Here is a 19762-nt window from a genome sequence, read left to right on the forward strand (position 1 = left end):
TCCCCATCGCGTTCACGACGCCCGCGAACCTGATTCTCGTGCTCGGTGCCGTCTTCTCCGGCGGTATCTTCGGCGACCACTGTTCGCCCATCTCCGATACGACGGTGCTCGCCTCCTCGACCAGCGGCGCCGGCCACATGGTCCACGTCCGCACGCAGATTCCCTACGCGCTGGTGAGCGCCGGCATCGCCGCCACCCTCTTCCTCGTCCTCGGGTTCGTGCTCCCCGAAGGGTGGCAGATCATCCCCTACTGAACCACTTTACGCTGCGCTCGCGGCCTCTCGGCCGCTCACTCGGTAAAAACGTGGTGAAAAAGCACTCCTCTCTCCCGTCGCTCACTTCGTTCGCGGTAGTCGTTCGTCGGCCTCGTGACTTCGCCGCGAGTGAACCGCTTCGCTCGGGTCTTCCAGACCGCTCGCTCGCGGATGCACGACGGCGTGGCCTTCCCGGACGTCCGATTCTCAGTTATATACTCCCGTGGAGTACTTAAAGAACGGCTCCGTCTCCCACTGCTTTTCTCCGCCGCGTCCCTCTGCCCGAGTATGACCGACACACGCGTCTCGGCGTCGAGTGACCCCCTCCCCGACGCCCTGATGGCGCACCTCGTCTACCCGACGGCGAGACTCGTCCTCCGCTCGCCGTTCCACGACCTCGTCAGCGACGAACTCCTGCTCGTCTCCCACACCGACGCCGAGACCGGTGAGACGCGGGCCGAACCGGTCGGCTACCACGAGTCCTCGCGCGGCGCCGACCTCGTCGCGTTCACCGACCGAGGGTGGGCCACCGACCTCGATACGGGCGAGTCGGTGACCCTCACCCACCGGGGCGACGACGTCCCGGCGACCGTCGAAGTCGTCTCGGACCCCCGGCGCGTCGCGAAGTACCTCCGCGCGTTCCTCCAGCGCGAGGGCCTCGACGCGGCCCCACGCGTGAGCCTCGACATCGAGGGTGCGGACGTACCGAGTCGCGAGGAACTCACAGCGGCCGTCGACGACGGCGGCGTGGTCGCGCTGCTGTTCGACGTGCAGGAGTGAGCACACGTTCGGGCGCGGGGAGGCGTCGGTGTCGAGTCACTCGACGACCGAGAGGAACCCCGCACTCGTCCCGACGGCGACGACGTCGCCCACGGTCGTCCAGACCTGTCGTGCCTCCTCGGTGAACGTCCACCGCTCCGCACCGTCGGCGAGGGACAGCGAGCGGATTCGCCAGCGGTGCTCGTCGAGACGCGTCCCCACGACGACCCGGTCACCCTGCGAATGGACCCGGTCGATTCCTCCACTTCCGCTGGCCGTCCAGCGCGTCTCCCCGGTCGCCCGGTCGAGCGCGTAGAGCGTCCCTTCGCCGGCGACGAGGAGCGAGTCGCCCGCGACGACCGGTTCCGACCGGGTGGCGTCCTCGAACTGCCGCGACCAGCGGACGGACCCGTCGGCGGCGTCGAGTGCGAGGACGAACCCGTCGAACTCGGTGACGTAGACGGTACTCCTGTCCGTGGTTCCGCCGGCGACGACGAAGTTGTCGTCCGCGTCCAGTACGTGGTGCCACCGCTCGTCGCCGGTGTCGACGTTCCGGCCGCGGACGGTCGGCGTGTCCGACCCCCTGGCGACGGTCGCGACGACGGGCGCGTCCGTGCTCGACCCAGTACCGACGCCGAGGTACCGTTCTTCGACCGACCACCGTTCCGTCCCGTCCTCGGTCGCGAACGCCATCGTCGCGACGCCCCCGACGGCGACGACGAGCGTCCCGCCGATGACGACACCGAGCCGTTCCACGTGTCGCCCGACTCGGCCGTCCACCGAGTCGTCCCGTCGGTGCGGTCGACTGCGGAGACGGTCTCTCCGCCGAACGGTGCGACCGCGTCGTTGTAGGTGCCGGTGTAGACCGTCTCCCGGTCGAATCCGAGGACGGCGAGCGACTTGTCGACGGCGTCGGTCCGCCACACGGTCCTGTCGGGGCCGACGCGGAGGAGTCGTCGTTCGCTCGCGCCGGCGTGGCCGAAGGGACCGTACACCTGCCCGTCGCTCGCCCGCAGTCGGTTCGTCGCCGGCGCGAACGTCTCCGCGTGCCACTCGACCCCGTCGGACGTGAGCGCGGCGACGAGTCCGGGCGACGTCGGGTCGAAGGTCGGGGGGAGGAACGAGTCGTCCCGACTGGCGGTCGCCGCGTAGACCGTCTCACCGTCGACGGCCGGGCGTTCGAGAGGGCCGTCGAACCGGTAGCGGGCGGTCACCGCGTCGGTCTGTGGCTCGACTCGCTCGGGCGGAGAGACGCCGCCGACGAACGGGAGCGCAGCACAGCCGGCGCTCGTGGCTGCGAGTGCCGTCGCCAGGAAACCGCGTCGCGTCGTGGAGGGCGTAGTCACACTCGATCGGACCGACCGAACCGGGGTAAGCTTTCAGGTGGGTGACGGTCACCCGGGCCGCTACATGAAGTCCGAGAGGCCGGCCTGCGAGTCGTCGTCCTCGGCGTCTTCGGCGCGTTCCTCGGTGTCGACGTCGTCTTCGCCACCCGCTTCGCCGTCGGATTCGGGGTCGGTGGCGGCCATCTCGGTGGTCTCGGCCTGTCCCTCGAAGGCGCCGCCGGAGTGCTCGACGGCCCGTTCGGCTTCGAGTTCCTCGGCGTCCTCGACGATGGACTGGACCTTGTTCGTGTCCTTCCCGCTCCCGGTGACGAACGAGACGTGGGACTCGTCCATGTCGTAGCGGGAGGCCATCGCGACGGTGAGTTCCCGGTTCTTGCAGTGGTGGGTCATCGCCGCGAGGAAGGGCATGATCTCGCGACGCGCGGTGGCCATCGAGACCCCCGCGTCCTCGGCGATGCGGGAGGCGATGTAGTCGCGCGTCTCGCGGGTGCCCTTCGAGCGACCGAGTTTCGACCAGTAACTCGGCGGCCCGTAACGCGTCCACCCGCCGTGGTCGTGTCGACGCGAGGCCGCCACGCCGGCCGCGACGTTGTCGGTCGCGTAGCGCCAGTAGGAGTAGTTCTGCGTGGCGCGCACGCGGCCGAGCCACTTGTCGGCGTTCGAGAGGAAGTCGTAGGCGGTGGCGAGTTCGTCGCCCCGGAAGTCCTTGGGGACGTTGTCCTCGACCCAGTTGAGGAGGTCGTCGGGTGTCTCGTCGACGTCGTAGGCCGAGTGGAGCGCGTCCTCCGCGCTCTCGTGTTTGATGACGTCGTCGAGGAAGTCGAAGATGCCCTCGGTCGTGTCGCGCTCGCCGGTCACCACGTCGTCGACGGTGAGTCGTTCGGCCTCCTCGGCGAGCGCCTGGAGGTCGTTGACGGCCGAGCGGAGGTCGCCGCTGTTCTTCTCGGCGAGTCGGTCGAGCGCATCGTCGTCGTAGTTGATGTCCTCGCGCCGGCAGATGTCCCGGAGCACGGGGACGATAGAGCGCTTCGAGACGTCGCGGAACTCGATCTCCTGGCAGGCGTTCCGCAGCGTCTTCGACATGTCGTAGTACTCGTTGGCGACGAGGACGATGGGCTGACTCGACTCCTTCACGACGCCCGTGATGGCCCGCGAGCCACCGCGGTCGGCGTTGCCGTGGATGTTGTCCGCCTCGTCGAGGAGGACGAGCTTTCGGCCGCTCTCGCCGCCGCCGAGCGTGCCGCTCTTCGCCGCCTCGCCGGCGACCCGGTCGATGACGGAGGCCGTCCGCTGGTCGGAGGCGTTCAGTTCGATGGTGTCCCACCCCATGTCGTTGGCGAGGGCGTGGGCCGCCGAGGTCTTCCCGACGCCGGGCGACCCGTGGACGATGACCGCCTCGCGGTGGTCCTCCCACGTCTCCGCCCACTCGCGGAGTTGGTCGCGGGCTTTGTTGTTCCCGCGTATCTCCGAGAGCGACTTCGGGCGGTACTTCTCCGTCCAGTCTACCACCGGCCGAACACCCCTCGGACACGTGAGAGACGAGCGCTCGCGGCGGCAGTGGAGACGATGCCGAACATATACACGTCTTACTCGGCGGGGAGCCAAAAAGACGCTGGACCCGTCTCCGAACCCGGCCGCGAACGTCTATTCAGCTGGATATGTGTCTGTAATATGTAGGTATGGTTAGGGGGCGGTCGGTGTTACTTCGAGAACATGTTCCCCGAGACCCTCGTCTCGGAGCGGCTTCGACTCGAACGATTGACCGACGAACTGGTGGACGTCTACGACCTCTACGCGCTCTGTGGGGGAGCGCAGGGGACCGGCGGCGACGTGGCGGTTCGGCCCGACGTCGGCGCGGGTGGGGCGTTGTTAGATTTCCCACACGCGACGGTCAAGGAGACGTACGACTTCCTCGGAGAGAGTCAGCGACGCTGGCGGGAGGGGGAGGCGGCGACCTACGGCGTCACCGTCGAGGGCGACGTCGTGGGACTCGCGACGCTCGAACCCGACTGGGAGCGGCGGACCGGGAACCTCGCGCTCTGGCTCGCACCCGCGGAACGCGGTCGGGAGTACGCCCAGGAAGTCGGCGACCTCCTCGTCGACGTCGTCTTCGACGACCTCGACCTCGACCTCGTCGCGGTCCACCACGACGTGGGCGCGGACACGGCCCGGCGGGCACTCGAGAAGTTCCTCGAACGCAACGGCGGGCGCTTCGAAGCACGCATCCGAAACGCGGTGAACCGCGGCGGCGAACTGGTCGACCAGCGACGTTACACCCTCTCGCGGGCGGAGTATCGCGATGAGTGACCTCTTCCCCGAACGTCTGGAGAGCGAACGGCTCAGGTTCGTCCGATTCACGCGGGGCGACGTCGACGTCCGCGACGCGTTCGAGCGACGGAGCGCCGCTCACAGCGAGACCGCCGCCGCGGAGTTCGAACACCTCGCCTACGAACCACACGCCGTCCCCAAGCGCACCTTCGATACGCTCGCCGGGGCGGAACGGCGCTGGGAGCGAGGCGAACTCGCGATGTACACCATCCGGCCGAAATCCGGTGAACCGAACGCGGGCGAACCCGCGGGGACGACCGCACTCATCCCCTACTGGGAGCAGCAGACGGCCCAGTTGAGCATCTGGCTCCGCAAGCCGTTCTGGGGCCGGGGCTACGCCGGTGAGCGGGCCGACCGCTTCCTCGAACTCGCCTTCGTCCGCCTCGATTTGGACCTGGTCGTCGCGGCCTGCGCCGTCGAGAACGAGCGCGCCCACGGCGCTATCGAGAAGTACGTCGCCCGCCACGGCGGCCAGTACGAGGGCGTCCTCCGCAACTGGCACCCGCGGGCCGACGGGTCCGTCGCCGACCTCCACGAGTACACCGTCTCGGCCGAGCAGTACGCCGCGGCCCGCGGCGTCGACGACGCCGACGGTGCCGATGGTGCCGACGGTACCGACGACGGCGAGTCGCCCCCCGACTAGCCAGAAGCGATTTCGCCGTCCCGTTCGCACACCCGGGCATGTCCGCCCTCCAAGAGCGAAGCGAGAAGCCCTACGTCGCCAGCGCCGTCGCCGGTATCGCCGCCTACCTGCTCGGCTACCTCGTGACGTACGTCTGGCAGGCGAGTCACGTCCGCGAGATGCTGCGCGGCATCAACGCCGTGCTCCAGTTCTTCGGGGGCGACGCCATCCCCGCGTGGAAGGCCGTCGGCTGGCTGTTCTACAACGCCCACTTCGTCGCGTTCACGCACCCCACGCTCGGCGGCGGGAGCGTCGCCCGCAACTGGATCGCTTCGGGCGACGCGCCGACGCTCCTCTACATCGTACCGGTCGGCTGTCTCTTCGTCGCGGGCGCGGCCGTCGCCCACCACGCGGGGGCCGAAGACCCGCAGACCGGCGCGACACACGGGGCGTCGGTCACGCTCGGCTACGTCTTCCTCGCGCTCGTCGGCGTCTTCCTCTTCACCGCGACTCGCGGTGACTACACCATCGCGCCGGACCTCGTGACCGGCGTCCTCCTCGCGGGGGTCGTCTACCCCGCCGTCGTCGGCGGTGTCGGCGGCGCCATCGCGGGCGTGCTCGGCGAGGACTGAGTCGACTAGAGGTCGCGGGCGACCAACTCGCCCCAGTGCTCGAAGCCGTGGCGCTCGTAGAACGCCTTCGCGCGCTCGTTCTGCTCGTCGACGTCGAGGACCATCCGGTCGAGCGGGAGGTCCTGCTCGCGGGCGACGTCGAGGGCCGCCTCCATCAGGTCGTCGGCGTCGCCCGTCCCGCGGGCCTGCTCGCGGACGTAGATTTCGTTGAGGACCGCCGCGTCCCAGATGTAGCTGTGAGTCTCGGGGAGGACGAACACGTACCCGAGGAGGTCGCCGTCGGCTTCGAGCACCTGCACGCTCCGCTCGTCGGCCTCGACGCAGCGGTCGACCCACTCGAGGTAGCCCGTCCGGTAGTCGTCGGTGAGTTTCGACTCGTAGGTCTCGGCCTTCTCCTCGCCGCCGGTGCCGCTGCCGAGACCGAGTTCGAACGCACGCTTCAGTTCCCAAAGCGCCTCGGCGTCGCTGCCGGGGTCGTACGGTCTGACCGTGGGCATACTCGGCGGGTCGACGGGCGCGCCGTTAGCGCTGGCGGTTCGCGTCGCGGAACCGCCCCCACAGGACGAGTGCGCTCGTCGCGACGACGAGCAACTGCATCCCCGAGGAGACGAGCGGGAAGACCCGTTCGGCGTTCCGCGGGTCCGCACCGCGGTCCGTGTCGATGCCCGTGTAGTAGAAGGTCGACTCGGTGGTGCCGCCCGCGGTCCGGCCGCCGCCCTCGTGGAACTCCACGAACGTCTGGACGACCCCGCGCGTCGTCGACAGCGAGAGGTCGCCGTTCAGCGTGTAGAAGCGGTCGTGGAACGGGTAGAAGAGGTTCACGCCGTTCGTGAACAGGTCGGGGGCGATGCCGCCGAGGGTGAGCGCACCGAGGGCGACGGCCGCCACCCGCAGGCCGTGGCCGTCGAACAGCGGGCGGACCACGGAGTCCTCGCGCCGCAGGTCGGCAGCGAGGAGGACGCCGAGGACCAACGGGAGGAGGAGCGTGTGGAGGAGTGCCCGGTGGGTCCCGGGCAACCAGATGGCGAGGACGGAGTCGACGTCGGGGATCGCGGCGGCGGCGAGGACGACCGCGACGGTCCGCGTCGAGAAGGCCGGACCCAGCAACGCGGCGGCGAGGTAGCCCGCGAACGCGAGGTGGACGAGTTCCGAGGGCACGACCGAGTAGTGGGTCTCCACGGCTTTTCGTTCGTCGGTTCGGCGGGTGTCGAACCCCAGTTTCGATACGCTTTTTCGACGCGGTAGCGTCTATCAGGGTATGGAACCGGACCCGCGGGAGGGACTCGCCGAGCGTATCGCCGGGGAGATCACGCTCAGCGACGACCCAGGTGCGACGCTCCGGAAGTGGCGGACCGACTTCAACGTCTCGCAGACCGACCTCGCCGAGGAACTCGACGTCTCTTCTTCGGTCATCTCCGACTACGAGAGCGGGCGCCGCGAGAGCCCCGGTATCGGGCTCGTGAGCCGACTCGTCGAGGGCCTGCTCGACATCGACGAGCAGCGCGGCGGCGACCGCATCCGCCAGTACGCCCGCGTCCTCTCCGCGGGGTTCGAGAGCGACGTCGTCCTCGACCTCCGCGAGTACCCGACGTCGGTCCCGCTCGGCGACGTCTACGACGCCATCGACGCGACCGAGGTCGCCGCGGGCGACCGCGACACCGTCAACGGCCACACGATCATCAACAGCATCAAGGCCATCACGAAACTCTCCTCGGACGAGTTCTACCGCCTCTACGGGCAGAGTACGAACCGGCTGCTCGGATTCACCGGTGTCTCTCGCGGGGAGTCGCCGCTGGTCGCCCTCCGCGTCGTGAACCCGACGCCGAACGCCGTCCTCCTCCACGGCATCGACGAGGACGAACTCTGGGAACACGCCCCCCGCCTCGCCCGCCGCGACGGCTACTCGCTGGCCGTCTGCGAGACGCCGGTCGACGAGATGCTCGACTCCTCCGCGCGCTGGCCTGAACCGTCGACAGGACCGTTTTTCTATCCCGCCGAGAAACGTCGACTGTGCACGTCAGTCGCCTCGCGTTCGCCGTCGTCGCCGCCGCGGCCGCGGCCGTCGTCGCGGGCGTGTCCACGCCCGAACTCGTGACCGGACCGGTCCGCCTCGTCGGACCGCTCTACTTCGTCCCGGACCCGCGGTGGACGGCCGCCGGGAGCGCCTTCGTCACCGCCGCACTCACGTACCGCTGGCTCGGCGCCTCGCTGGAGTCGGTTCGCTACTCCCTCGCCGTCGCGCTCGGGTCCGGGAGCGTCGTCTTCTTCGTCGGCTTCGGTCTCGGCCTCGTCTCGCTCGGCCGCGTGTTCGGCGTCTTGCTCGGACTCGGCCTCGCCGCACCCGTCGGAGGACTCGTGGCGCTGGCGCTCCATCGAGGATCGTAGAGAGAACGGAGAGGAGACGGCAGAGACGGGGAGAGACGGGAAGACGGAGACGGAGACGGAGACGCGCTACTCGACGTAGGTGTACTTCCGCTCGTTCATGCGGCCCCAGCCGTCGAAGACGAACTCGCCGTCGGGGGTCGTGAACGGTTCGAGTTCGGTCTGCTTCTCGTGGTTGTGGCGGTCGTGGACCTCCTCGTACTCCTCGAAGGAGAGGTCGTAGCGCCGGTCGAGTTGCGACTCGACGTCGATGGCCTCGATCTCCTCGTCCCACTCGTCGGCGACGGTCTCGGCGTGGATCTCGGCCTGTGCGCCGGAGCCGTAGGAGCCGACGAGGAGTTTCTTGCCCGCCATGTCGGTGCCCTTCTCCGCGGCGTCGCGGAGCGCGCTCAGGCGTGCGAGGTGGACCGACCCGGTGTACCAGTTCCCGACCTCACGGGAGACCGAGAGCGTCGGTTCGATGGCCTCGGCGTACCACTCGCGGTAGGCGTCGGTGTCCGAGAGCGCGTCCATGTACTCGCGGATGGCCTCCTGGTAGTCCTCGTCCTCCGCGAACCCCTCGGGGCGCGGGAGTTCGCCGATCTCGGCGGCGAGTTCCTCCTCGATGGGCGTCCCGCGGATCATGTGACGGTAGCCGAGGACGGCGGCCTTCCGGACCATACCCGGGAATGGCGTGTGGAACGGGATGTACTCGTACTGGTCGGGATGGGACGCGCCGGCGACGCTCTCGAAGTCTTCGAGGGCCTCGCGCATCCGGGCGAGGTACACCTGGATGGAGCGCTTCCCGTCGACGCTCGGGAACTGCTGGTTGGGCTTGAGGAAGTCAGTCTCGTCGGCGCTCCCGTAGCCCTGGTGGGTCGAGAGTTCGACGAGGTCGGGGTCCTCGGTGACGTACATCGCGACGGCGCCGGCGCCCTGCGTCGCCTCGCCGGCGTCGCCGCGGGCGTAGAGCGCGGTGTCGGTCGCGATGACGAGCGCGCCCCGCCCGCGGTTTCGCCCGGCCTTGATCCAGTTGTAGGCGTCGTCGAGACTCTGGGTCCCCGCGATGCAGGCGAACTTCCGCTCGCCCTTGTTCGCGTGGTGGAAGTCACCGTCGTAGACCTGTTCGAGACAGCCGGCGACGTACGTCGAGACGGGCTTCGAGTTGTCGAAGGCCGACTCGGTCGCGACGTCGATGCGGCCGATGTCGTCGGGCGAGAGACCCTTGCGCTCCATCAGCCGGTGGGCGGCGTTCGCGCCCATCGTGACGATGTCCTCGTAGGCGTCGGGGAACGAGGAGTTGTTGAGTCCCAGTCCCTTCGTGTACTTCTCGGGGTCGTCGCCCTTCTCGGGGGCGAACGTCCCGGGGAGGTCGAGTTTCAGTTTTCCCGTCCAGATTTCGACGGCGTCGATTCCAACTGCAGTCATGTCTTGGACGGTTCTTCACGGGACGGGCATATGGATTTGTCGATTGTGGGGTTCGACGATCGTGGAAGAGTTACGGATTTGTTCCGCCCGCAGTGTCCGTAGTGTTCCGTTTGGCCTCGTTCCCCTGTGTGTCGGTGACGACACCGACGATGGTGTAGGACTTGCCGTAACCATCGGATTCCGTGAGCGTCGTCTTGTCGTTCGCCGACTTCCCCTGAATATTGACGGCAGTCGAGTCGACGATGGTATCGTTCCGTCGGAGGTGGAACTCGACGGTGTCGAGGTTCGCGTCGGTGTCGCTCACTTTCCAATGGACTTCGAAGCGTGCCTGGGACCCATTCGACTGGTCCTTGACCGTGAAGGTGTCGAAGGTGGGATTATTGCCGCTCCCGCCCGTCCCGCCGGCGCTAACGACCCGGACCTCGAACGTCACGGTCTGTCTCTGGTTGGGTCCGTACGAGGCGGTCACGTTCACAGTTTCGCTCGCGTCGGAGATGCTGTCCGGCGCCTGGTAGATGAACGCCGTTTTGCCCTGCTCGCCGCTCGTTGCCGACGTCGGCGAGACTCTGCCGCTCTCCGCTGTGGCGTTGACGCTCACGCCGGCGACCGGGTTGTTGAACCGGTCGCGGACCTGTGCGACGAGGCGTTCTGTCCCACCGACTTGCACCGTGGCGCCGCCACCACGTATCTCGGTCAGGTAGTGCGCACCGGGTCGTTCGACACCGGTCCCGACACCCAACTTCGCCATCTTGAGCGTGTACGTTCCGGGTTCGAGGACGAGTCGGACCGCGCCCGACCCAGTGCGCTCGACGGCGAGGAGATGGCGGTCGTCGCCGTCGTTCGGGTCGGTGTCGTACTCGCTGGCGAGCGTCTGGTTCCACTTCGCGACCGGCAGCGCCGTCGGCAGCGTGATCGTGATGTTCTTGCTCGCGTTCGTCACCGCGATTTCGGTGTACGGCGCGCTCACGGGTCGTGGCGCGACACTCGCCGACTCGGATCCGCCTTCCGTGAGGTTCCCACCGAGTGCGACGAGCGTGATCTCGCTCCCGTCGACGACGGTCGGACGGGCGTCGATCAGCGTGGCGTTCTCGCTGGTGTAGTTCCGGTAGAGCAACGTGTTCTCGTACCCGATGCGTGGCGAGTCGTCGAGGTAGTTGTACTCCGCCTCGTAGACGAGCGACTTCGAGGCGAACGTGTGTTCGCCGCCGCCCCAGTAGTCGGCAGTCTCGCCGTCGAGTGCCTTCGCGTTGTCGACGATTATCTGTCCGCCGCCGACCGTCTCGGTCGTCAACCGACCGTTCACGGGCGGGGGATTTACGAAGAAGATCCGCGAGGGGTAGCGTGCGCCGAGGGCGACACTCGTCGGGTAGGTGTTCCCCGAGGAGGCCGTCCGGAGGAGTCCGTCGCGGAGGTGGACCATGTCCGACTGGACGGCCTGTGCGTGCTGGAACTCGACCGCTTCGTTCTGCGCGGGAACGACCTGTGCCTGGTAGAGAGAGAGCAAGACGACGAGGATGCCGAAGACGAGTACGGCACCGACGACAGTCGACACGCCACGGCGGTCGTCCCGGAGTTTCACGATACCGTCACTTGCGCGCACCAATACTTAAAGTCCGGCGACCGTGGTCGCTCAGTCCTCGTCTTCGTCCTCGATGAACTCGGGTTCGGCGAGGGCGTCCTGCAGGCTGTCGAGGCCGTTGACCCACTCGGTGACGAGGCCGTACTCGATGTCGGCGACGACGTCCATGTCGAGGTCCTCGCCGTCGATGATGCGGGTGCCCGCGCAGGCGGCGAGACCGAGCGCGCGGTCGAAGTCCTCCTCGGATTCGGCCTCGGCCGCGGCGTGGACGTACTCTTCGACGCTCGCCTCCTCGGCGACGCCGTCCGCGACGTACTGCTCGGCGGAGTAGAAGACGGCGACGAGGCTCGTCTGGACGCCGTCGACGAGCATCAGCGTGTCCTCGTCCTCGATGTCGGGTTCGGCGAGCACCGTCTCGCGGATGTCCGCGAGTTCTTCGAGGGTCTCTTCCTGTTCGAGTTCGCCGTCGTCGTACGCGGTGACGATCTTCGCGACGGCGATGGCGACGTCGTCCTGTAGGTTGAGGAGGAGTCGAGCCGACTCCTCGTCTTCGGGGTCGATCTCCTCCTCGCGGAGGCGGTCGAGCCAGTTGTTCCAGCGTTCCTCGGAGTAGAACTCCTCCTCGGGGGCTTCGCTCATACTCACTACGCCGGCCGCCCGAGACAAAGGCCTTTCCTTCAAGACGAGTTCGGTGGTAGCGCGCCTCTCGGCTGCGTCGGCGGGCGATTCGGGCCTGTCTGGTGCTGTACGCGTCAGTCCAGCGTCGCCTCCGTGTCGACGTCGTAGACTGCCAGCGGCGTCTCGACGTGCGCGCGCCGGACCGCGTCGTCGTATCCCTGCGAGAGGAGCCAGTCGACGCGCCGCGGGACCGTCTTCGGTCCCATCACCGCACCTGGCCGGTCGGGGTCGTCGACGTAGTCGGTCTCCATCAGGAAGAACTCCTCCGTCTCGATGGCCTCCTCCAGATACTCCTTCTCGCACATGACGCTCGGCGTGACGCCGGCGAGTTCGCCGACTGCGTAGTGTTTGACGACGCGCTCGGGAGGGAGACCCTGCTCTTCGGCCCAGTCGGCGACGTCGGTGAGGTCGTCGGTCATCTCGGTGTGGAGTTGGACGGCGACGTTCGTCTCGGCCCCTTCGCCAACGTGTGCTCGAGCACGTCGTTCGACGCCTCCCACACCGCGTCGGAGACGTCGTAGTGCGGGCGTCCGGACTTGAGCGCGACCGCCTTCCCGTCGGCGGCGTACTCGGCGGCGACGTCGATACCCGCGCACATCAGGTCGCGGGCCTCCTCCGGAGTGAAGCCACGCTCGTCGACGAGTCGCGAGATCAGTCCGGGGTGGACGCCCAGCACGGGCCAGGCGGTCCCGCGGAGCACTTTCGCGGCCTGGTCGACGATTTCGAGAGTGCGTTCGAAGACCGCGCGGAAGTCCTCGCCGGTCTCGGCCTCGACGCCGAGGTGCCACGACGGCTTGTTGACGACGAGCAGGTGGGTGCCGCCGCTGCGGGCGAAGTCCTTCACGGCCTCGATACCGCGGGCGTTGTCCGGGTCGAGGTGGAGGTGGTTGTCGAGAACGGGCGTGTCGAGGTCGCGCATGTCCGGCGGTTCGCCCGCCGGCGGGAAAAGCCCTGAGTTCCTCGGTCGGGCCGCCGCTGCCGAACGCAGTGGAGAGCGCCTCGCGCATCTGCGTCAGGTCACGGACCTCCCGACGGAGGTCGGCGACGTCCTCGCGGAGGTCGGCGCGGGCCTGTCGGGCGTCGCCGGCGAGCATGTCCACGTCGTCCTCCAGGCGCCGAACACGCGTCTCGTGGGACTCGCCGAGGGCGTCCAGTTCTCCGCGGATGTCGTCGATGTCCTCGCGGACGGCCGCGGTCTCGTCACCGACGTCCGCCACCTCGTCCCGGAGGGCGGCGACGTCCTCACGGAGGGCGGCCCGAGCGTCGCGTGCGTCGTCGGCCGCCGTCCGGACCGTGTCGAGTTCGTCGTCGACGTCGTCGAGGCGTGTCTCCGTCTCGGCGAGGAAGTCCGTCCCGTACTGGTCGATGACCTCCTCCAGCACGTCGGCGTACGCGGCGAAGTCCTCCATCCGCGTCTGGAGGTGGCGGAGTCGGACCGCGACGCTCTCGCCGGTTGACTCCGCCGGCGACTCCGCGACGCCGAGCGCCTCGCGGAGGGCCTCTCGCTGTGCCTCGTCGGTCTCGCCCGTCTCCAGTTCGGCGACGAGACGCTCGACGAGTGACGAACTGGCGTCGTCACCTCCCTCGTCAGCGGGTTCGGCGTCTGCAGTGACGACCGACTCGTCCGCTGGATCGGGTGCCTCGGTCGCCGGTTCGATCGCCGCCTCGGTCGTCTCGTCCGTCTCGGCGTCGACGACGCGCTCGACGACGTCGACGGGTGCTGCTGGCTCGTCGGAGTCCTGCGATTCGTCGGTCGTGGCTGGCTCGATTCCGACCGATTCGGGAGTGACAGTCTCCTCACGCTCGTCCACGCCTTCACCTCCGCTCTCGATTTCGCCTCGGTCTGCGACCACGTTCGACGCGGCCGGCGGTTCGGGTGACTCGGCCGGCGTCGACGACCCGAGGACGATACGCTTCACGTCGGCGAGGAGACTGTCTTTCCCCGAAGCGGGGACGTCGCCGGCGCCCTCGACACCGGCGTCGGCACCGGCGTCTCTCCCGGAGGTCTCCGTCGGCTCTGCCGATTCTGACGACGGGTCGGTGACGGACTCGACGCGGGTTACGCGGGGCTCACCGTCGAGGAGGCCGTCGTGGACGTCTTCGGTCACGAGTCCGAGGACGGCCGTCGTCGGCTCGTCCGGTCGGACCACGGTCTCGAAGGCCACTCCCGAGTCGTCGGCGTCCCACTCGGTGGGGGAGTGGTCGGGGTGGAACCCGATCTCGTCGATGGGGTCACCGGTGAACGACTGTTCGATTCGGGCGCGCACGGGACTCTCGGTGGCCGTCGTCAGGACGTACTCCGCGGTCACGCCGCGGTCCTTGCGCTCGACCGTTCGTTCGACGGTGACCGCGTCGGTCCGGGCGATAGCGGGTTCGTCGGTGTCGTTCATGGTGGTTGGTAGGCCACCCCACAGCATAAGCTCGCGCTTCGTTTCGACTGTCGAGTGTCCGCCTTCGGTGGGTCTCCGTGGTGACCTCCGGGGAATCGACGCTCAGTCCTCGGCCGTCGCCTCTTCGAGCGACACCGCGTCGGTCGCGGCGTTCCGGAGCGCGTCCGACCGACCGTGCTCGCCCGGCGCGATGGCGAGCGTCCGAAGTCCGTGCCGGCCCGCCTTCTCCAGTACGGGCTTGAAGTCGGTGTCGCGGGAGGCGATGGTGAGGACGTCGATACCGCCCTCGACGACCAGTTCCGTCGCGTCCACCGCGAGTTTCACGTCGACGTCACCGCTCGTCACCTGGACCTCGTACCCGCGGGCTTCGCCCGCCTGGATGAGACCCGGCGTCGCGTGCTCGTCGAGGTAGAGGCGCGTCGTGACGAGGTCGCCCGCCCGCTCGGCGGCCTCGCGGACGTCGTCTAAGTCTACGTCGAACTCTTCTCGCAGGACGTTCGGTCCGTCGACGAAGAGCGCGACCCGCGGTTGGGACAGCGCGTCCGTCTCGTCGCCGGCGACTCGGTCCAGAAACCCGGCCATGGCCGCGCTTCGTGGCGAACGTGGTTAACCGTGCCGGTCGTATTTTCAACAACTCTCTAGAAGATTGTATTTACGATCTAAAGCAAAATGTAAACCCCTCACTCGGGAAGGTTCGGACGACACATGACCGAAGACTCCCCCCACACTGACCGTCGGACGTTCCTCGAAGGTGTCGGTGCAGTCGGCGTCGCCGCCGCGGCGATTCCGGGCGTCTCCGCCGCCACACCCGGGCGAACGCCCGGCGCGAAACCGAACGAAGCACTCGTCGGTGTGACGAACACCGTCGACGACGCCGAGGAACACGTCGCCCAGTTCGTCCCCGACCAGGCGCGGGTCGTCCACAGCAACGAGACGATCGGCTACGTCGCCGTCCGCTTCCCCGAGGAGGCACCCGACCGCGCGCACGAGCACTTCCTCGACGCGATCGAGAAGCGCGAGGGCATCAAGTACGCCGAGCGGAACGCGACCCACACGACGAGTCTCTCACCGGACGACCCCCGATTCGGCGACCAGTACGCCCCGCAGATGGTGAACGCGCCCGCGGCGTGGGAGACGACCCTCGGGTCGTCGTCGGTCTCCGTCGCGGTCGTCGACCAGGGCATCCAGTACGACCACCCCGACCTGGCGGCGAACGTCTCGGACGCCGACTCCTACCACGGCGACGACTTCGCCGACGACGACGAGGACCCCTACCCCGACGTCCCGCAGGACGAGTACCACGGCACCCACGTCGGTGGCATCGCGGCCGCCGCGACCGACAACGGGTCGGGTGTCGCCGGCGTCAGCGAGTCGAGTCTCCTCAGCGGGCGCGCCCTCAGCGAAGACGGGACGGGGTCGACCTCGGACATCTCCGACGCCATCGTGTGGGCGACCGACCAGGGGGCCGACGTCGTCAACATGAGTCTCGGTGGCGGTGGCTACACCGAGACGATGAAGAACGCCGTCTCCTACGCCTACGACAACGGCGTCCTCGTGGTCTGTGCGGCCGGGAACGCCGGGAAGAACTCCGTCGACTACCCCGCCGCGTACAGCGAGTGCGTCGCCGTCTCCGCGCTCGACCCGGACGGAACGTTCGCCTCCTACTCGAACTACGGCGACGACATCGAACTCACCGCCCCCGGGACGAACGTCCTCTCGACCACCACGGAGACCCGCGGGTCCTACGAGCGACTCTCGGGCACGTCGATGGCCACGCCGGTCGTCTCCGGCGTCGCGGGGTTGGCACTCGCACGGTGGGACCTCTCGAACGCGGAGGTGCGCGCGCACCTGAAGGAGACGGCCGTCGACGTCGGCCTCTCCGAGGACGAGCAGGGGAGCGGTCGCGTCGACGCCGACGGCGCCGTCTCCACGGACCCCTCCGGCGACGGGAGCGGCGACGGGACCACGGAGCACATCAGCGCGACCGTCTCCGACTCCCTCGACGGCTACTGGGACGAGGACTGCTGGTCGTGGGCGTGGCAGTACGACGACCCGAGCAAGGTCGTCGTCGACCTCTCGGGTCCCTCGGACGCCGACTTCGACCTCTACGTCGACGAGGGTGAAGGCTCCTGTCCGACCACCGACGACTACGACTACCGCGGCTACACCGCCGACAGCCAGGAGACGGTCACGATCACCGAACCGGACACCTCGACCAACCTCCACGTCATGGTCACGCCCTTCTCGGGCAGCGGCGAGTACGACCTGACCATCACCGAGTACCAGTAGCGCGGCCCCCATCGCTTTTCACACCGGCGTTCGCACACCTTGTCGATGAGTGCTGCCGCCGGTATCCCTGCCCAGTTGCTCGACTTGCTCGCGGTGTTCATCCTCGCCGCTGGAGTCGGTATCTTCGTCGCGAAAGTCGGTAGCTTTCCCTACACCATCGCCCTGCTCGTCGCCGGATTGACGGCCTCTATCGTCGGTATCCATCCCGGTCTCCCGATTTCGCACGACCTCATCCTCTTCGTTCTCCTCCCGCCCATCCTCTTCGAGGGGGCCGCGAACACCGAACTCGAACAGTTCCGCCGCAATCTCGTCCCCATCGTCTCGCTGGCCGTCGTCGGTCTCCTCGTCTCGGTCGGCGTCCTCACGCTCCTCGGCTCGCAGGCGCTCGGCGTCCCGCTACTCGTCGCCCTGCTGTTCGCGGTGATGATCCTCCCGACCGACCCCGTCTCGGTCCTCGCGCTGTTCAAGGAACTCGGCGCGCCCGACCAACTCTCGGTCCTCGTCGAGGGCGAGAGCCTCGTCAACGACGGCGTCGGCGTCGTCCTCTTCATGACCGTCGTCGACCTCGCGGTACGCGTCGAGACGGGGGAACTCGCCCGTGACGCCGTCTTCACCCTCGACCGTGCCGTCGCGGTGGCGACCGAGATACTCGTCGTCAGCCTCGGCGGACTCGTCGTCGGTCTCCTCGCGGGGTACACGGTCTACCGAGTCATGTACAACCTCGACGAACACATGACCGAGACGGTCCTCTCGTTGCTCCTCGCCTACGGCGCGTTCCTGCTGCCGAGCACTACCTCCACGTCAGCGGCGTCATCGCGACCGTCGTCGCCGGCCTGTTCATCGGCGCGCACGGCGCCGATGAGGCGATGAGCCCGCAGACGAAGATATCGGTGTTCAACACGCTGGAGACGGGCGCCTTCCTCGCGAACACCTTCATCTTCCTGATGATCGGCATCACGACCCCCATCGGCGACCTCCTGCGCTACGCCGACCTCATCGCCGTCGCCATCCCGCTCGTCCTCCTCTCGCGTGCGACCGGTCTGTACCCCGTCATCGCCGTCGTCAACCGGATCTCGTCCAGCGACATCTCGCTCGACTACCAGCACGTCATGGTGTGGTCGGGACTCCACGCCTCCATCCCTATCGCACTCGTCCTCGGACTGCCTCCCGAACTCGACGCCGTCCTCCGACAGCGACTCCGGGCGCTCGTCTTCGCCGTCGCCGCGTTCAGCCTCCTCGTCCAGGGACTCTCGATGAAGCGCCTGCTCGACCGACTCGGCGTCGTCACGACCTCGGAGGCCCAGGAACTGTACGAACTCCTGCTCGCACGCCGGCGCGCGGTCGACGGTGCGCTCGACGCCGCCGAGGACCTCAAACAGCGCGGCGACATTCCGGGTGGGGTGTACGAGGACTTCACGACCGAGTACGAATCCGAACGTGACGACCTCGGTGAAGCCATCAACGAACTCCTCCGCGAGCACCCCGAGATTCGCCAGGAACAGAAGCTTGCCGGCGAGCGCCGGCTGCTCAAACAGGAGAAGAGCGCCATCATGGACGCCATCCACGAGGGTATCGTTAGCGACGCCGCCGGCGAGCGCCTCCTCGAAGAAGTGAACATCAAACTCGACCGGGTCCGCTCGGGCGAGACGACCGTCGAGGCCGACGAGGAGGGGTACCACGAGTTCTGGCGCGACGAGGCCGCCGACTTCGGCCTGGAGAGCGTCGAGTACCCCGAGGAGGAACGCGAGGAGAGCGGCGAGTAGCCACAACACCCTTCACTCGCCCATCTGTCACTTCTGGCGTGTCGCCCACACCCACACGTCGTCGCCTGCTGGCCGGTCTCGGTACGGGCGTCGCCACCGGGCTCGCCGGCTGTAGCTCCGTCCAGTGGCCCTGGTCTGCACCACCGAAGGCGTCGGTACCGTCCGGGCCGAACGCGTGGCCGATGGTCGGCGGCGACGCCGGACGGACGTTCGCCGCGCCCGAGGCGACGCTCCCCGCCGACGTCTCCGAGACTTGGTTCGACGAGGGCGTCTCGAAGCCGGTCGTCGACGACGGGGTGCTCGTTCACGCCGACGAGCGGGCGGTCACTGCCGTTTCCCACGAGGAGGGTAAGCAGTGGAGCTACCACGACCTCGATGAGCCGTCACGTCCGCTCCTCCTCAACGACCTCGTGGTCGTCGGCGCCGGTGGGCCGAAACTCGTCGGCATCGAGCGCGGGAGCGGGGAGAAACGCTGGTCGGTGTCGCTGTCCAACATCCCTCCGGAGCGCCACCAGTGGGCCGGGACCACGGGGCCGCCAGTCGCCACCGCCGACGGCGTGTTCTCGACGGCACCACCCGGAATCTGGCGGGCGACGCCCGACGGGACCGAACAGTGGGGGACGTCGGAGGGGCTCTCACTCGACACCGACGTGCGTCTCCGTACCGCCGTCGGACAGCGGAAGGCGTACCTCGTGGCGACGCGACGGTTCGACGCGACGAACTTCCCGACCGACAGGTTCTACGCGCGCCGGTCGAACGTCCTCGCCTACGACGTCGAGTCCGGTGACCTCGCCTGGCAGTTCGGGCTGTCCGGCCGCGTGCCGGGGTTCGCGGTTCGCGACGGGGTGATCCACCTCCTCCAGACCGCCTACGACTCGCGAAACGAGGGGGAGACCATCTCGGACGTTCCAGCCCTGAGTCGGTACTACAGAGTCGACGGCGAACACGGGACGGCGGAATCTGTCGTCGACCTCACGGCGTTCGGCGAACTGCACGCGATGGCGCTCGCGGACCGACCAGTCGTCGTCGGCGGACAGGAGTTGACGGACCGGAGTCGGGTGTTCACCGTCGCGGGCGACGACTCGTGGGTCCACGAAACCGAGAAGCGGGTCTCCGACCTCGCGGCGACGGATGAGGCTGTCCTCTACTCGATGGGCGATACCGTCGTCTGCCTCGACCGTGCGGACGGGGGAGTCCGCTGGCGTCACACCGTCGGGAACCGCGCGAAATTCGCCGCCGTGGTCGACGGCGCCGTGTACGTCGAGACCGAGGCCGGCGTCCACCGACTCGGCTGACGTCCCGACCCGAGGCGCACCCACGAACACGAAAGCAT

Annotated in this window: 20 protein-coding genes and 3 pseudogenes; 14 read left to right on the forward strand and 9 right to left on the reverse strand. The window is 68.2% G+C overall.

Annotated elements, in window-relative coordinates; translation table 11 throughout:
* Positions 1 to 2 precede the first annotated feature (2 nt).
* A pseudogene (locus P0Y33_RS18450) lies at positions 3 to 254 on the forward strand (Na+/H+ antiporter NhaC family protein); the annotation flags it as partial.
* Between the two features lie 288 nt (positions 255 to 542).
* Positions 543 to 1034, forward strand: coding sequence for a hypothetical protein (locus P0Y33_RS18455; protein WP_279528505.1), 492 nt, complete (start codon positions 543 to 545; stop codon positions 1032 to 1034).
* Positions 1035 to 1070: 36 nt separating this feature from the next.
* Here the strand turns inward: P0Y33_RS18455 and P0Y33_RS18460 are convergent, their stop codons facing one another.
* On the reverse strand, positions 1071 to 1769 hold the full coding sequence (locus tag P0Y33_RS18460; RefSeq protein ID WP_279530374.1) for an outer membrane protein assembly factor BamB family protein: 699 nt from the start codon (positions 1767 to 1769) through the stop codon (positions 1071 to 1073).
* A 144-nt stretch (positions 1770 to 1913) separates the two neighbouring features.
* Between P0Y33_RS18460 and P0Y33_RS18465 the strand changes: the two genes are divergently transcribed.
* Positions 1914 to 2165, forward strand: coding sequence for a hypothetical protein (locus tag P0Y33_RS18465; protein ID WP_279528507.1), 252 nt, complete (start codon positions 1914 to 1916; stop codon positions 2163 to 2165).
* A 254-nt stretch (positions 2166 to 2419) separates the two neighbouring features.
* Here P0Y33_RS18465 and P0Y33_RS18470 read toward each other — a convergent pair whose 3' ends face one another.
* Positions 2420 to 3868, reverse strand: coding sequence for a replication factor C large subunit (locus P0Y33_RS18470; RefSeq protein WP_279528508.1), 1449 nt, complete (start codon positions 3866 to 3868; stop codon positions 2420 to 2422).
* Between the two features lie 204 nt (positions 3869 to 4072).
* Between P0Y33_RS18470 and P0Y33_RS18475 the strand changes: the two genes are divergently transcribed.
* The 3 genes from P0Y33_RS18475 to P0Y33_RS18485 are packed head-to-tail and all read left to right on the forward strand — an operon-like array spanning position 4073 to position 5941.
* The gene (locus tag P0Y33_RS18475) at positions 4073 to 4666 is read left to right on the forward strand and encodes a GNAT family N-acetyltransferase (RefSeq protein WP_279528509.1); all 594 of its coding nucleotides are present in this window, start codon (positions 4073 to 4075) and stop codon (positions 4664 to 4666) included.
* On the forward strand, positions 4659 to 5330 hold the full coding sequence (locus tag P0Y33_RS18480; RefSeq protein ID WP_279530371.1) for a GNAT family N-acetyltransferase: 672 nt from the start codon (positions 4659 to 4661) through the stop codon (positions 5328 to 5330). The genes P0Y33_RS18475 and P0Y33_RS18480 overlap by 8 nt, the downstream gene beginning before the upstream one ends.
* Positions 5331 to 5368: 38 nt before the next feature.
* Positions 5369 to 5941 (forward strand): transporter, encoded by a 573-nt coding sequence (locus tag P0Y33_RS18485; RefSeq protein WP_279528510.1) that lies wholly within the window; start codon positions 5369 to 5371, stop codon positions 5939 to 5941.
* A 5-nt stretch (positions 5942 to 5946) separates the two neighbouring features.
* Here the strand turns inward: P0Y33_RS18485 and P0Y33_RS18490 are convergent, their stop codons facing one another.
* Both P0Y33_RS18490 and P0Y33_RS18495 read right to left on the reverse strand, forming a co-directional pair.
* Positions 5947 to 6438 (reverse strand): GNAT family N-acetyltransferase, encoded by a 492-nt coding sequence (locus tag P0Y33_RS18490; RefSeq protein ID WP_279528511.1) that lies wholly within the window; start codon positions 6436 to 6438, stop codon positions 5947 to 5949.
* A 25-nt stretch (positions 6439 to 6463) separates the two neighbouring features.
* Entirely contained in the window at positions 6464 to 7099 is a 636-nt protein-coding gene (locus P0Y33_RS18495) for a metal-dependent hydrolase (RefSeq protein WP_279530386.1), read from the reverse strand.
* Positions 7100 to 7199: 100 nt separating this feature from the next.
* Between P0Y33_RS18495 and P0Y33_RS18500 the strand changes: the two are divergent.
* Both P0Y33_RS18500 and P0Y33_RS18505 read left to right on the forward strand, forming a co-directional pair.
* Positions 7200 to 7904, forward strand: a pseudogene (locus P0Y33_RS18500) (helix-turn-helix domain-containing protein); the annotation flags it as partial.
* 47 nt (positions 7905 to 7951) lie between these two features.
* The gene (locus P0Y33_RS18505; RefSeq protein ID WP_279528514.1) at positions 7952 to 8326 is read left to right on the forward strand and encodes a hypothetical protein; all 375 of its coding nucleotides are present in this window, start codon (positions 7952 to 7954) and stop codon (positions 8324 to 8326) included.
* A gap of 66 nt (positions 8327 to 8392) precedes the next feature.
* On the opposite strand, the gene hmgB is transcribed toward P0Y33_RS18505, so the two are convergent.
* From hmgB to P0Y33_RS18525, 4 genes and pseudogenes are all read right to left on the reverse strand, one after another.
* A complete protein-coding gene (gene hmgB, locus P0Y33_RS18510) occupies positions 8393 to 9730 on the reverse strand; it encodes a hydroxymethylglutaryl-CoA synthase (RefSeq protein WP_279528515.1) in 1338 nt (445 codons plus the stop codon).
* Between the two features lie 70 nt (positions 9731 to 9800).
* Positions 9801 to 11330, reverse strand: a complete 1530-nt coding sequence (locus tag P0Y33_RS18515; protein ID WP_279528516.1) for an Ig-like domain-containing protein — start codon at positions 11328 to 11330, stop codon at positions 9801 to 9803.
* Positions 11331 to 11360: 30 nt separating this feature from the next.
* Positions 11361 to 11948 carry a DUF2150 family protein gene (locus P0Y33_RS18520; protein WP_279528517.1) on the reverse strand — a complete coding sequence of 196 codons (588 nt, stop codon included), beginning with the start codon at positions 11946 to 11948 and terminating at the stop codon, positions 11361 to 11363.
* Between the two features lie 113 nt (positions 11949 to 12061).
* Positions 12062 to 12906: pseudogene (locus P0Y33_RS18525) on the reverse strand (TatD family hydrolase).
* Between P0Y33_RS18525 and P0Y33_RS18530 the strand changes: the two are divergent.
* Positions 12905 to 13444 (forward strand): hypothetical protein, encoded by a 540-nt coding sequence (locus tag P0Y33_RS18530; RefSeq protein WP_279530375.1) that lies wholly within the window; start codon positions 12905 to 12907, stop codon positions 13442 to 13444. The pseudogene P0Y33_RS18525 and the gene P0Y33_RS18530 overlap by 2 nt on opposite strands.
* A 633-nt stretch (positions 13445 to 14077) precedes the next feature.
* Positions 14078 to 14389 carry a hypothetical protein gene (locus P0Y33_RS18535; protein WP_279530376.1) on the forward strand — a complete coding sequence of 104 codons (312 nt, stop codon included), beginning with the start codon at positions 14078 to 14080 and terminating at the stop codon, positions 14387 to 14389.
* Between the two features lie 90 nt (positions 14390 to 14479).
* On the opposite strand, the gene P0Y33_RS18540 is transcribed toward P0Y33_RS18535, so the two are convergent.
* Entirely contained in the window at positions 14480 to 14959 is a 480-nt protein-coding gene (locus P0Y33_RS18540) for an NYN domain-containing protein (protein ID WP_279528519.1), read from the reverse strand.
* Between the two features lie 123 nt (positions 14960 to 15082).
* Here P0Y33_RS18540 and P0Y33_RS18545 point away from each other — a divergent pair, with 123 nt between their 5' ends.
* The 4 genes from P0Y33_RS18545 to P0Y33_RS18555 are packed head-to-tail and all read left to right on the forward strand — an operon-like array spanning position 15083 to position 19724.
* Complete coding sequence (locus P0Y33_RS18545) at positions 15083 to 16666, forward strand: S8 family serine peptidase (protein WP_279528520.1); 1584 nt, start codon at positions 15083 to 15085, stop codon at positions 16664 to 16666.
* A 45-nt stretch (positions 16667 to 16711) separates the two neighbouring features.
* On the forward strand, positions 16712 to 17536 hold the full coding sequence (locus P0Y33_RS18960; RefSeq protein ID WP_321170519.1) for a cation:proton antiporter domain-containing protein: 825 nt from the start codon (positions 16712 to 16714) through the stop codon (positions 17534 to 17536).
* The gene (locus P0Y33_RS18965; protein WP_321170520.1) at positions 17506 to 18429 is read left to right on the forward strand and encodes a cation:proton antiporter domain-containing protein; all 924 of its coding nucleotides are present in this window, start codon (positions 17506 to 17508) and stop codon (positions 18427 to 18429) included. Before P0Y33_RS18960 ends, P0Y33_RS18965 begins: the two co-directional genes overlap by 31 nt.
* A gap of 38 nt (positions 18430 to 18467) precedes the next feature.
* On the forward strand, positions 18468 to 19724 hold the full coding sequence (locus P0Y33_RS18555; protein WP_279530377.1) for an outer membrane protein assembly factor BamB family protein: 1257 nt from the start codon (positions 18468 to 18470) through the stop codon (positions 19722 to 19724).
* Positions 19725 to 19762: the final 38 nt, after the last annotated feature.

This window comes from Halospeciosus flavus, from assembly GCF_029814175.1.
GTDB lineage: Archaea > Halobacteriota > Halobacteria > Halobacteriales > Halobacteriaceae > Halospeciosus > Halospeciosus flavus.

Coding starts and splice junctions, on each gene's coding strand:
- P0Y33_RS18455 (WP_279528505.1), top strand. CDS start 543: ATGACCGACACACGCGTCTCGGCGTCGAGTGACCCCCTCCCCGACGCC.
- P0Y33_RS18475 (WP_279528509.1), top strand. CDS start 4,073: ATGTTCCCCGAGACCCTCGTCTCGGAGCGGCTTCGACTCGAACGATTG.
- P0Y33_RS18480 (WP_279530371.1), top strand. CDS start 4,659: ATGAGTGACCTCTTCCCCGAACGTCTGGAGAGCGAACGGCTCAGGTTC.
- P0Y33_RS18485 (WP_279528510.1), top strand. CDS start 5,369: ATGTCCGCCCTCCAAGAGCGAAGCGAGAAGCCCTACGTCGCCAGCGCC.
- P0Y33_RS18490 (WP_279528511.1), bottom strand. CDS start 6,438: ATGCCCACGGTCAGACCGTACGACCCCGGCAGCGACGCCGAGGCGCTT.
- hmgB (WP_279528515.1), bottom strand. CDS start 9,730: ATGACTGCAGTTGGAATCGACGCCGTCGAAATCTGGACGGGAAAACTG.
- P0Y33_RS18520 (WP_279528517.1), bottom strand. CDS start 11,948: ATGAGCGAAGCCCCCGAGGAGGAGTTCTACTCCGAGGAACGCTGGAAC.
- P0Y33_RS18530 (WP_279530375.1), top strand. CDS start 12,905: ATGTCCGGCGGTTCGCCCGCCGGCGGGAAAAGCCCTGAGTTCCTCGGT.
- P0Y33_RS18540 (WP_279528519.1), bottom strand. CDS start 14,959: ATGGCCGGGTTTCTGGACCGAGTCGCCGGCGACGAGACGGACGCGCTG.
- P0Y33_RS18545 (WP_279528520.1), top strand. CDS start 15,083: ATGACCGAAGACTCCCCCCACACTGACCGTCGGACGTTCCTCGAAGGT.
- P0Y33_RS18960 (WP_321170519.1), top strand. CDS start 16,712: ATGAGTGCTGCCGCCGGTATCCCTGCCCAGTTGCTCGACTTGCTCGCG.